Annotated in this window: 12 protein-coding genes; 6 read left to right on the top strand and 6 right to left on the bottom strand. The window is 67.6% G+C overall.

The genetic code is table 11. From position 1 onward, the window contains the following. Positions 1-116: 116 nt before the first annotated feature. The 4 genes from gatB to GGC30_RS10565 all read right to left on the bottom strand — a co-directional run bounded on the left by gatB (position 117) and on the right by GGC30_RS10565 (position 4,036). Positions 117-1,610, bottom strand: a complete 1,494-nt coding sequence (gene gatB / locus GGC30_RS10580; protein ID WP_153923895.1) for an Asp-tRNA(Asn)/Glu-tRNA(Gln) amidotransferase subunit GatB — start codon at positions 1,608-1,610, stop codon at positions 117-119. Positions 1,611-1,612: 2 nt separating this feature from the next. After that, the gene (gene gatA / locus GGC30_RS10575; RefSeq protein WP_153923893.1) at positions 1,613-3,091 is read right to left on the bottom strand and encodes an Asp-tRNA(Asn)/Glu-tRNA(Gln) amidotransferase subunit GatA; all 1,479 of its coding nucleotides are present in this window, start codon (positions 3,089-3,091) and stop codon (positions 1,613-1,615) included. 2 nt (positions 3,092-3,093) lie between these two features. Continuing rightward, the gene (gene gatC / locus GGC30_RS10570; protein WP_039247681.1) at positions 3,094-3,381 is read right to left on the bottom strand and encodes an Asp-tRNA(Asn)/Glu-tRNA(Gln) amidotransferase subunit GatC; all 288 of its coding nucleotides are present in this window, start codon (positions 3,379-3,381) and stop codon (positions 3,094-3,096) included. A 109-nt stretch (positions 3,382-3,490) separates the two neighbouring features. Further along, a complete protein-coding gene (locus GGC30_RS10565) occupies positions 3,491-4,036 on the bottom strand; it encodes a hypothetical protein (RefSeq protein ID WP_153923891.1) in 546 nt (181 codons plus the stop codon). Positions 4,037-4,109: 73 nt separating this feature from the next. Here GGC30_RS10565 and ruvX point away from each other — a divergent pair, with 73 nt between their 5' ends. Genes ruvX through pyrC form a run of 4 tightly spaced genes read left to right on the top strand, consistent with a single transcriptional unit; the run spans position 4,110 to position 7,803 of the window. Then, positions 4,110-4,589, top strand: coding sequence for a Holliday junction resolvase RuvX (ruvX, locus tag GGC30_RS10560; RefSeq protein ID WP_370451954.1), 480 nt, complete (start codon positions 4,110-4,112; stop codon positions 4,587-4,589). Continuing rightward, positions 4,586-5,509, top strand: coding sequence for an AEC family transporter (locus tag GGC30_RS10555; RefSeq protein ID WP_153923889.1), 924 nt, complete (start codon positions 4,586-4,588; stop codon positions 5,507-5,509). The genes ruvX and GGC30_RS10555 overlap by 4 nt, the downstream gene beginning before the upstream one ends. A 39-nt stretch (positions 5,510-5,548) precedes the next feature. Further along, on the top strand, positions 5,549-6,532 hold the full coding sequence (locus tag GGC30_RS10550) for an aspartate carbamoyltransferase catalytic subunit (RefSeq protein WP_026108614.1): 984 nt from the start codon (positions 5,549-5,551) through the stop codon (positions 6,530-6,532). Continuing rightward, complete coding sequence (pyrC, locus tag GGC30_RS10545) at positions 6,529-7,803, top strand: dihydroorotase (protein WP_153923887.1); 1,275 nt, start codon at positions 6,529-6,531, stop codon at positions 7,801-7,803. Before GGC30_RS10550 ends, pyrC begins: the two co-directional genes overlap by 4 nt. Positions 7,804-7,811: 8 nt before the next feature. Here the strand turns inward: pyrC and GGC30_RS10540 are convergent, their stop codons facing one another. Continuing rightward, positions 7,812-8,744 carry a glycerophosphodiester phosphodiesterase family protein gene (locus tag GGC30_RS10540; protein WP_153923885.1) on the bottom strand — a complete coding sequence of 311 codons (933 nt, stop codon included), beginning with the start codon at positions 8,742-8,744 and terminating at the stop codon, positions 7,812-7,814. 128 nt (positions 8,745-8,872) lie between these two features. Here GGC30_RS10540 and plsY point away from each other — a divergent pair, with 128 nt between their 5' ends. Both plsY and dprA read left to right on the top strand, forming a co-directional pair. Continuing rightward, positions 8,873-9,511 carry a glycerol-3-phosphate 1-O-acyltransferase PlsY gene (gene plsY / locus GGC30_RS10535; protein WP_370451953.1) on the top strand — a complete coding sequence of 213 codons (639 nt, stop codon included), beginning with the start codon at positions 8,873-8,875 and terminating at the stop codon, positions 9,509-9,511. Next, a complete protein-coding gene (gene dprA / locus GGC30_RS10530) occupies positions 9,508-10,581 on the top strand; it encodes a DNA-processing protein DprA (RefSeq protein WP_370451952.1) in 1,074 nt (357 codons plus the stop codon). Before plsY ends, dprA begins: the two co-directional genes overlap by 4 nt. On the opposite strand, the gene GGC30_RS10525 is transcribed toward dprA, so the two are convergent. Continuing rightward, positions 10,578-10,772, bottom strand: a complete 195-nt coding sequence (locus GGC30_RS10525; RefSeq protein WP_153923883.1) for a hypothetical protein — start codon at positions 10,770-10,772, stop codon at positions 10,578-10,580. The two genes, dprA and GGC30_RS10525, sit on opposite strands and share 4 nt — an antisense overlap. Between the last annotated feature and the right edge of the window lie 87 nt (positions 10,773-10,859).

Raw genomic sequence — 10,859 nt, 5'->3', positions numbered from 1 at the left:
CTCCGGCTCCCCCTGCACCGCCGACGCCGCCCGTCCCGCCGTCAGCCTAAACACAGAATTGAAAAGGCCCTGCGGAGCGATCCGCAGGGCCTTTGCTTTTAGTCCGACGCCTCGCCTTACAGGCCCAGCTTGGCCTTCAGGATGTCGTTGACGGCCGCCGGATTGGCCTTGCCGCCCGTGGCCTTCATCACCTGACCGACGAACCAGCCGATGGCCTGGGGCTTGTCCGCCACGGCCGCCGCCTTGTCCGGGTTGGCGGCGATGATCTCGTCCACGGCCTTTTCGATCGCGCCGGTGTCGGTGACCTGTTTCAGGCCGTGCTTCTCGACCACCTCGGCCGGCGAGCCCTCGCCGTTCCAGACGTGGTCGAAGACTTCCTTGGCGATCTTGGACGAGATGACGTTCGTCTCGATCAGCTCCACCAGCTGCGCGACATGCGCCGCCGGCAGCAGGTTCTCGGTGAAGTCCTTGCCCTCGGCGGCCAGGCGCGCCGAAACCTCGTTGGTGACCCAGTTGGAGACCAGTTTGGCGTCCCGACCCTTGGCTGCGGCTTCGAAGTAGTCGGCCTTCGCCTGTTCCGAGATCAGCACGATGGCGTCATATTGCGACAGGCCATAGTCGGCCATCAGGCGCTTGCGCTTGTCGTCCGGAAGCTCGGGCAGCGACGCCTTGATCTCGGCGATCCAGGCCTCTTCCAGGTCCAGCGGCAGCAGGTCGGGATCGGGGAAGTAGCGATAGTCCTGCGCCTCTTCCTTGGACCGCATCGAGCGCGTCTCGCCAGCCGTCGGGTCGTACAGGCGCGTCTCCTGAGTGATCGAACCGCCGTCTTCCAGGATCTCGATCTGACGGCGCGCCTCATACTGGATCGCCTGAGAAATGAAGCGGAAGCTGTTGACGTTCTTGATCTCGCAGCGCGTCCCCAGATAGCCGAAGTCGCCCGTCTCCTTGAACTTGTCGTAGTTTCCGGCCCGGCAGACCGACACGTTCACGTCGGCCCGCAGATTGCCCTTCTCCATATCCCCATCGCAGGTGCCCAGATAGATCAGGATGGTCCGGATCTTCTTCACATAGGCCACCGCCTCGTCCGGCGTGCGCAGGTCAGGACGCGAGACGATCTCCATCAGCGCCGTGCCGGCCCGGTTCAGGTCGACGTAGCTTTCGGTCGGCGACAGGTCGTGGATGAGCTTGCCGGCATCCTGCTCCAGGTGCAGTCGCTCGATGCCGACGTTGAAGAAGCTGCCGTCCTCGGCCTCCACCTCGACCACGCCTTCACCCACGATGGGGTAATAGAGCTGGCTGATCTGATAGCCGGTCGGCAGGTCGGGATAGAAGTAGTTCTTGCGGTCGAACTGACTGCGGCGGTTGATCTGCGCGCGCAGGCCCAGGCCCGTCTTCACCGCCTGTTCGACGCAGTGTTTGTTCAGCGTCGGCAGCATGCCGGGAAAGCCTGCATCGACCAGCGACACCTGCTCGTTCGGCCCCGCGCCGAAGCCGACGGCGGCCCCGGAAAACAGCTTGGCTTTCGACGCCACCTGGGCGTGGATTTCCAGCCCCATGACGATTTCCCAATCGCCGGTGCGGCCTTTGATGGTCTTCGTATTGTCACTCATGCTCACCACCACTTGCCCGGCTTGGCCGTGAAGCCCGCCGCCCGTTCCAGCGCGGCGCCGACCTGGAAGACCGTCGCCTCGTCCAGCGCCTTGCCGATGACCTGCAGACCCAGCGGCAGGCCGCTGGCGTCCACGCCCGCCGGCACCGAAATGCCGGGCAGGCCGGCCAGATTGGTCGTCACCGTGAAGACGTCGTTCAGATACATGGTCAGCGGGTCGATCTGCTTGTCGCCCAGCGCGAACGCAGCCGACGGCGTCGACGGCGTCAGGATGGCGTCCACCTGGCCCCAGACATTGTCGAAGTCCTCAGCGATGCGGCGACGCACCTTCAGCGCCTTGACGTAGTAGGCGTCGTAGAAGCCGGCCGACAGCACATAGGCGCCGATGGTCAGGCGACGCTGGACCTCCTTGCCGAAGCCTTCGGCGCGCGAGGTCGCATACAGGTCGTCCAGCGACTTGAAGTCCTCCGCCCGATGCCCGAACCGCATCCCGTCGTAACGGGCCAGGTTCGACGACGCCTCGGCCGGCGCCACGATATAGTAGGTCGGCAGGGCGTATTTGGTGTGCGGCAGGCTGATCTCGACGATCTCGCAGCCGGCGTCCTTCAACCAGGCCACGCCTTGGTCCCACAGGGCCTGAATCTCGGCCGGCATCCCATCCACGACATACTCGCGCGGCACGCCGATGCGCAGGCCCTTGACCGACTTGCCGACCGACTGGGTCCAGTCGGGCGTGGCGATGTCCAGGCTGGTCGAATCCTTGGCGTCGAACGAGCACATGGATTGCAGCAGCAGGGCCGCGTCCTCGACCGTCTTGGTGATCGGCCCGGCCTGGTCCAGCGACGAGGCGAAGGCCACCATGCCGAAGCGGCTGGCGCGGCCATAAGTGGGCTTGATACCCACGGTGCCGGTGAAGGCGGCGGGCTGGCGGATCGAGCCGCCGGTGTCCGATGCGGTGGCGGCCAGGCACATGTCGGCCGCTACGGCCGAGGCCGAACCGCCCGACGAACCGCCCGGCGTCAGCTCGGCGTTCGAGCCGGTCGATTTCCACGGGTTCTTCACTGGACCAAAGGCCGAGGTCTCGTTGGACGAGCCCATGGCGAACTCGTCCATGTTCAGCTTGCCCAGCATGACCGCCCCGTCGCGCCAGAGATTGGCGGTAACGGTCGATTCATAGGGCGGCACGAAGCCGCGCAGCATGTTGGAGCCGGCCGTCGTCTGCACGCCCTCGGTGCAGAACAGGTCCTTGATTCCCAGAGGCGCGCCTTCCAGCGCCCCGCCCTGGCCGGCGGCGATGCGGGCGTCGGACGCGCGGGCCATGTCCATGGCCTTGTCCGCCGTCACCTCGACATAGGCGTTCAGGGTCGAATTGGCGGCCTCGATGGTGGTCAGGAAGGCCTGGGTGATTTCGGCCGAGGTGAAGTCCTTGGCCTTCAGCCCGTCGACGGCGCCCTTCAGGGTCAGTTTGGTCAGGTCGCTCATGACTATTCGACTACCTTGGGCACGACGAAGAAACCGTCCGCCGACTTGGGCGCATTCGACAGGACCGCATCGACCTTGGCGCCGTCGGTGACGACGTCGTCACGCAAGCGCAGCGGCTGGGCGACGTTCGAGGTCATCGGCTCCACGCCTTCGACATCCACCTGATCCAACTGCTCGATCCAGGCCAGGATGCCGTTCAGCTCCTGCGCCAGCGGCTCCAGCCGGTCCTCAGGGGTCTTGATGCGGGCGAGATGCGCAACCTTGCGCACCGTCGCAGCGTCGATGGCCATGCGGCCCTCCAATCGAAAGCGTTTAGTTGAAAGTGTTGAGCGCTGTTGATCGCGTCTTTCAACATTGCCCAACTAACCGCCCGACCTTCGATTCACAAGGCGACAGCCCTCATTGCGTCGTGCTGACGGACACCGCGTCCGGCGGCGTCTCGCCGCTTGAGGGGAAGTTGATCTGCACCGTGCGCTCCACCTTCAGGATGTCGCCGTTCGCCCCCGCCGTATCCTGACGCACCGCCAGGACCACGCGCCCGGCCTTCGCCTCGACGACCTTCCATTCGGCATAGTCGCCTAAAGAATAGGCGCGCCAGCCCTCGGCCGGGCCGCCGAACAGGGCGAAATAGGTCACCAGACCATTCACCGCCGGATCACCGCCCGACAGGCTGAAGACCTTGGCGTTCTGGTCCGGCAAGGCCTGCAACTGCGACACGTCGGCGGCCGTGCCGATCTCCTCGCGTGCAGCGGCCGTGCGCCGTTCAGCAGGCCCGACCGGCTTGGTGGTCGGGGGTGTGACCGCACGCGTGATCGCGCTCGGTGTCGGCGCGGCTGCCGCAATCTGAGTATCCTGTGCGGCTTGAGTCTTCGCCGGCGCATCGGACTGTCCGCAACCACTCAGCACAAGTCCGAAGGCCGTCATCGCCGCTGTCGCCGTGCGCATGTCATCGTCCTTCCTGTCGATCGTCGTCACCATCGCCTTTGACTTCGGCCCGCGCCAGTCCTAACCGCAGGCCGTGCCCGTCCTCGACCTCCTCGATCTGCCCGCCACCTGCCCACCCGACACACCGTGGATGGGGTTGGATCTGGGCGAGAAGACCATCGGCGTCGCCGTGTCGGACTCCACCCGCCTGATCGCCTCGCCGCTGGAACTGATCCGCAAGTCAAAGTTCACGCAGGAAGCCGAACACCTGTTCAAGCTGATGGCGCATCGCAAGGTTTCGGCCCTGATCATCGGGCTGCCCGCTAACATGGACGGCACGGAAGGCCCGCGCGCCCAGTCGTGCCGCGCCTTCGCCCGCAATCTGGAGCGGCTGCGGCCCGTCAACATCGCCTTCTGGGACGAGCGACTGTCCACCAGCGCCGTCGAGCGTTTCCTGATCGAGGATCTGGACCTGAACCGCAAACGCCGCGCCCAGGTCGTGGACCGCACCGCCGCCGCCTGGATCCTGCAAGGGGCGCTGGATCGGGTTCGGGACCAGGCGACCTGGGTTTGACGGCCCTGATCGCCGGCATCCTGCCGGTCTTTCTGATGATCGCCCTGGGCTATGGCTTGCGAAAGTCCGGCTTCCTGCCCGACGAGGCGTGGCGGCCGATCGAGAAGCTGTCGATCAACATCTTCTATCCCAGCTTCTTGATCCCCGCGATCTGGCACGCCGACCTCGCCGGCGGCGGCGCGACCGTGGCGGGTGCTGCGGCGGTGGGCGCGACCTTGATCGTGGCGGCGGCGACCCTGGCGTCCAAGCCCCTGATCACACTGGACGGCCCGGCCTACACCAGCGTCTTTCAGGGCGTGATCCGCTGGAACAGCTTTGTCTTCGTGCCGGTGATCCAGTCGGTCTATGGCTCGGAAGGCACGGCGCTGGCCGCCGTCGCTATCGCCTTCATCATTCCCGTCACCAACATCGCCTGCGTCGCCGTGCTGGCGAAATGGGGGTCGCTGCGGCGCGAGCCTTCCGTTGTCGGCCTGATCAAGTCGATGCTGGCCAATCCGATCTTGCTGGCCTGCCTAATCGGCCTGGCACTTAACCTGTTGCGCGTGCCGCTGATCCCTGGCCTGTCGGATGCGATGGACCTGCTGGGCGCCGCCGCCCTGCCCTTGGGCCTGATCGTCGCAGGGGCGGGTCTGTCCTTCGCCGAGGTCAAACGCCGCCGCACCACCATCGCCGCTGTCAGCCTGGTCAAGCTGGGCGTCATGCCGCCGCTGATGTGGTTCATCGCCTGGGCCCTGGGCGGCGACAGCCTGGCGCAGGGCATCGCCTTGATCTGCGGCGCCGCGCCCGGCTCGGCCGCCTCCTACATCTTGGCGCGTCAAATGGGCGGCGACGCGCCACTGATCGCCGGCGTCATCGCCCTGACCACCGTCGGCAGCGCCGTGGTCATTCCCATCCTGCTGGCCCTGTTCCACTTCACCTGACTGGCGTTCAGGGCGAGTCACGCCTATAGCCGCGTCTCGATGACCCAGCCCGCTCAAGTCACCGATCAGACCATCCGCGACCGGCTGGTTCCGTTCCCCAAACCGCACTTCCTGGCCGCATCGGACCTCGATCCGTATGTGACGCCGCAGTTGCTGGATCTCGGCGACGCCTTCGTCGATTTCAATCGTCAGTCGTCCAAGGCCTTGGATCTGCTGCACGGCCGCACGGTCGTGAACCTGTTCTTCGAGAACTCAACCCGCACCTCCTCCTCCTTCGAGATCGCCGCCAAACGGCTGGGCGCGGACGTCGTCACCATGCCGGTCGCCGCCTCCTCCGTGAAGAAGGGCGAAACCCTGATCGACACGGCGGTCACCCTGAACGCCATGAAGCCCGACATCCTGGTCATCCGTCATTCGGCCTCGGGCGCGGCCGAACTGCTGAGCCAGAAGGTCGGCTGCGCCGTCGTCAACGCCGGTGACGGCCGCCACGAACACCCGACCCAGGCTCTGCTGGATCTGCTGTCCATGCGCCGCGCATTCGGCGATGTGACCAGCCTGACCGTCGCCATCTGTGGCGACATCACTCACAGTCGCGTGGCGCGGTCCAACGTCGCCCTGTTGCAGATGATGGGCGCGCGCGTCCGCCTGATCGGGCCGCCGACCCTGGTGCCCGGCGACGCCGACCGCTGGGGCTGCGAGGTCTTCCACGACATGCGCGAAGGTCTGAAAGGCTGCGACGTGGTCATGATGCTGCGGCTTCAGCTGGAGCGGATGGCCGGCGCCCTGGTCCCCTCGACCCGCGAATATTTCCGCTTCTGGGGTCTGGATCGCGAGAAGCTTGCCTGGGCCAATCCCGGCGCCCGGGTCATGCACCCCGGGCCCATGAACCGCGGCGTCGAGATCGATTCCGACGTGGCCGACGACCTGGACGTCTCGCTGATCCAGGATCAGGTCGAGATGGGCGTCGCCGCCCGCATGGCCGTGCTGGCCTCTCTCTCCGCCCGTTGGGGAGATGCCCGATGACCACCATTGCCATCATCAACGCCCGTCTGCTGGACCCCGCGTCCGACTACGACGGCCCCGGCGGTCTGCTAATCCAGGACGGTCGCATCAGCCGCGTGATCCACGGCCCGACGCCGGACCTGGCGGCGGATCAGATCATCGACGCTGACGGCCTGTGCCTCGCGCCCGGCTTGATCGACATCCGGGTCAAGACCGGCGAGCCGGGCGCCGAGCCCAAGGAGACGCTGAAGTCCGCCAGCCTGGCCGCCGCCGCTGGGGGCGTGACGACCATCGTGGTCCAACCCGACACCGATCCCGCCGTCGACGACCCGGCCATGATCGACTTCATCCAGCGGCGCGGCGCGGCGCTGAACCTCGTCAACGTCCGCGCCGCAGGCGCCGCGACCAAGGCCCTCGACGGTCAGCGCATGGCCGAGATCGGCCTGATGGACGAGGCCGGCGCCCTGTATTTCACCGACGGCGACAAGGTCATCGTCAACAGCCGCAGCCTGCAACGGGTGATGAGCTACGCCGCCGCCTTCAACGCCCTGATCGCCTGCCGTCCGGCCGATCCCTGGCTGACGGAAGGCGCGGTCGCCGCCTCTGGTGAACTGGCCACCCGTCTCGGCCTGTCCGGCAGCCCCGCCATCGCCGAACGCATCGGCCTGGAGCGCGACCTGGCCCTGGTCGAACAGACCGGCGCGCGGTTCCTCGTCGATCAGATTTCGACCGAGGGCGCCTTGGACACCCTGGCCCGCGCCCGCGCCAAGGGGCTGGAGGTCGCTGTCAGCGTCTCGATCAACCACCTGTGCTTCAACGAGATCGACATCGGCGATTATCGCACCTTCTACCGGCTGGACCCGCCACTGCGCTCCGAAGCCGACCGCCAGGCCCTGATCGAAGCCGTTCGCGAAGGCCTGATCGACGTCATCACCTCCGCCCACGCCCCCGCCCCGGCCGAGGACAAGCGCCGCCCGTTCGCCGAGGCCGCTCCCGGCGCGATCGGCCTGGAAACCCTGCTGCCCGCCGCCCTTACCCTGCATCACGAAGATGGTCTGGACCTGCTCGACGTGCTGCGCCCCCTGACTCAGGGCCCCGCAGCCCTGCTGGGCCTCGACGCCGGCGTGCTGGCCGAGGGCGCGCCCGCCGACCTGATCCTGTTCGACGCCGGTGCCCCCGTCATCATCGACGCCGACGCCCTGCACTCCAAGTCCAAGAACTCCCCGTTCGACGGCCGCCGACTTCAGGGCAAGCTGATCGGAACTTGGGTGGGCGGTCGCAAGGTCTTCTAAGGCTCAGATCAGCGCGGCCGCGCGCACGTCGCGGCCTTGGCCACCTCGGCGCCCAGCACCGACTTGACGGTCAGCGGCGTGTCGGTGGCGATCACGGTGACGCCCTGGCGCACCAGATCGCGGTATTCCGAAACGTCCCCGTCGGCGGCATAGCGGTCGTCGCGGCGCACGCCCTCGGCACCCAGTGTGCCGAACTGAACCTCGACGCCGGCCTCGCGCAGGGCGCGCCACAGCGCCGGACGCTCCTCGCGCGTGCCGGTCCAGGCCAGGATCTGCGCCGGGTTCAGCCCGCTCAGATCCTCCACACCGCTTAGCCCGGCTGAGATCATCATCTCCGGCGCCATGGCCGCCACCTCCCGCGCATCGGAGTCGTTGTAGGTGATCAGGATCACCCGGTTTCCGGCCCGCGACTGGCGCACCTGATCGATCACCGCTCGCGCCAGATCGACCGTGGTCTCGCCGTCCGCAGGTTTCAGGTCGATGCTGGCGATGGCCCCCACGCGTCCGGCGGCGTCCAGCGCCTCGCCCAGCGTCGGCGGCGCGGCGCGCGTCAGGGCGCCGTTCGACGCCTTCAGCCGCGCCTGTTTCACCTGCGCCAGCGTCAGGTCCGCGACCCGGCCGCGCCCGGTGGTCGTCCGGTCCATGGTGTCGTCATGCATCAGAACCAAATGCCGGTCCTTGGTCAGGACCGCGTCCAGTTCCAGGATCGCATTGGGGATCGCACGCCCTGTCGCCTCGATGGCGGCGATGGAGTTCTCGGGCTGGTCCAGCGCCGAGACCGCCCGGTGCGCCGATATCGCCACGCCGCCGTCCCGCACGCAGTCGAAATAGACCGCCATGGCCGGACCCGACGACGGCGCAGACGCCATCGGCGGAGCGCCCACGCAACCTGTCGTCGAAAGCAGCAGCAGGGTCGCGGCGGCGGCGGAAATACGGGTCATGGATCGGCTCCGGAAAGACGCGCGGACCAAACGCTGCGCCGATCATCGGGTCAAGAGGTCGGATCGCCCTTGCTCCCGACCGCCCCGCGACGCATTTTGCCGCAACGACACGCGGGGAGCGAATCAACGTGCAGGATCTAGTGGCCCCGGCTTTCGGGACCTTGGCGCTGGTGGCGCTGGGCGGCTATCTGCTCGGCTCGATTCCGTTCGGCGTGGTGATCACGCGTGCAGCCGGCACCGGCGACGTGCGCAACATCGGCTCGGGCAATATCGGCGCGACAAACGTCCTGCGCACCGGCCGCAAGGATCTGGCCCTGGCCACCCTGCTGCTGGACGCCGGCAAGGGCGCGGTCGCCCTGCTGATCGCCCGTCATCTGTTCAGCAGCGAACTGGCCGGCGCCATCGCCGGCGGCGCGGCCTTCCTGGGCCACCTGTTTCCCGTCTGGCTGGGCTTCAAGGGCGGCAAGGGCGTCGCCACCTTCTACGGCCTGCTGCTGGCCGCCGCCTGGCCGCTGGGCCTGATGGCGGGCGCGGTCTGGCTGCTCTGCGCCTTCCTGTTCCGCTATTCGTCGCTGGCGGCGCTCATCTCATCAGCGACCGCGCCTCTGCTGGCGCTTCTGCCGCTCGCCGTCGTCGGCCTGCCGGTCAGCCTTCCCATCCTCGCCCTGACCGTCTTCGCCGCCGTTCTGATCTGGGTTCGACATCACCAGAACATCGCCCGGCTGCTGAAGGGCGAGGAACCGCGCATCGGGGCCAAGAAGGCGTGAGCCTGGACCCGGCGGAACGCTTCGCCCGGCTGCGGCTCGTCCGCACCGACCGCATCGGCCCCGTCGCCTTCACCCAACTGATCGGCCGCTACGGCTCGGCCCTCAATGCGCTGGACGCCCTTCCCGATCTGGTGCGTAAGTCCGGCGCCGCCTCCATTCCGCCCCCCGTCGAGGCGATCGAACGCGAGATCGCAGCCGGTGACGCCATCGGCGCCCGCCTGCTGGTGCTGGGCGATTCCGACTATCCCGAAATGCTGGCCGCGCTCGATCCGCCGCCGCCGATTTTGTGGACGCGCGGTCGCGTCGATCTGCTGAACCAGCCCTCGGTCGCCATCGTCGGCGCCCGCATCGCCTCCGCGGGCGGTCAGCGGATCGCACGCGGTCTGGCGCAGCAACTCGGTCAGGCCGGTCATGTCGTCGTCTCAGGCATGGCGCGCGGCATCGACGCCGCCGCTCACGAAGGCGCCTTGGCGACCGGGACTGTCGCGGTCCTGGGCGGCGGGGTGAACGACATCTATCCGTCCGAGCACGCCGACCTCTACGCCCGCCTGACGGAACAAGGCTGCGTCGTGTCCGAAAGCCCGGTCGGCGCCCGCGCCCAGGCGCGCGACTTCCCGCGCCGCAACCGCATCATCTCCGGCCTGTCGCGCGGGGTCGTGGTCGTCGAAGCCGAGGTCCGGTCCGGTTCCCTGATCACCGCCCGTCTCGCCGCCGAACAGGGTCGCGATGTCTTCGCCGTGCCCGGATCGCCGCTGGATCCCCGCGCGCGCGGGCCCAACGAACTGCTGCGTCAGGGCGCCATCCTGTGCGAGGGGATCGAGGACATCGACCGCGCCTTCAACACCCTGCGCACCATGCGCGAGCCGCCTGCCGATCCGATGCGATTCGATGGCGACATCGACGACGCGTTCCTCGACCGCGTCGCCGCCCTGCTATCGCCGACACCGACGCCGCGCGACGAGATCGCCCGCGCCCTGAACGCCCCGGCGTCCCAGGTCGCCGCCGCCCTGCTGGAGCTCAGCCTGACCGGCCGCGCCGACCTTCTGCCCGGCGGCCTGGCTTCGCTCTAGGCCGGCGGATGACCCGCAACGCCCGCCGCCTGTTCAAGCAAGCCGGCTAGCCGCACGTCGCCCTCCTCCCGCGCCAGCCGCGCCATTTCCAGCGCCATGGCGCCGATGTATTCCCGCGTCGGAAAGGCCGCCGCTTCGATATGCGCCTGACGATCCGTTTCGCAGGCCGATTGAGGTTGCGCCGTCGCCATCATCGTCTCCGTTGTCAGGCCTACAATCTAACCGGGCCACACTAAAACACAACTACCCTAGGGTGTAAGACGACAGGTGCGATTGAC

It is taken from the genome of Brevundimonas sp. SPF441 (assembly GCF_009661015.1).
Taxonomy (GTDB): Bacteria; Pseudomonadota; Alphaproteobacteria; order Caulobacterales; family Caulobacteraceae; genus Brevundimonas; species Brevundimonas vesicularis.
Note: the sequence above shows the minus strand (reverse complement) of the source record. Positions and strands in the feature narration are given on the sequence as shown.

Bases quoted from the DNA above. Each gene is read 5' to 3' on its own strand.
- gatB (WP_153923895.1), bottom strand. From the start codon at position 1,610: ATGAGTGACAATACGAAGACCATCAAAGGCCGCACCGGCGATTGGGAA.
- gatA (WP_153923893.1), bottom strand. From the start codon at position 3,091: ATGAGCGACCTGACCAAACTGACCCTGAAGGGCGCCGTCGACGGGCTG.
- gatC (WP_039247681.1), bottom strand. From the start codon at position 3,381: ATGGCCATCGACGCTGCGACGGTGCGCAAGGTTGCGCATCTCGCCCGC.
- GGC30_RS10565 (WP_153923891.1), bottom strand. From the start codon at position 4,036: ATGCGCACGGCGACAGCGGCGATGACGGCCTTCGGACTTGTGCTGAGT.
- GGC30_RS10550 (WP_026108614.1), top strand. From the start codon at position 5,549: ATGACCCAGCCCGCTCAAGTCACCGATCAGACCATCCGCGACCGGCTG.
- pyrC (WP_153923887.1), top strand. From the start codon at position 6,529: ATGACCACCATTGCCATCATCAACGCCCGTCTGCTGGACCCCGCGTCC.
- GGC30_RS10540 (WP_153923885.1), bottom strand. From the start codon at position 8,744: ATGACCCGTATTTCCGCCGCCGCCGCGACCCTGCTGCTGCTTTCGACG.
- GGC30_RS10525 (WP_153923883.1), bottom strand. From the start codon at position 10,772: ATGGCGACGGCGCAACCTCAATCGGCCTGCGAAACGGATCGTCAGGCG.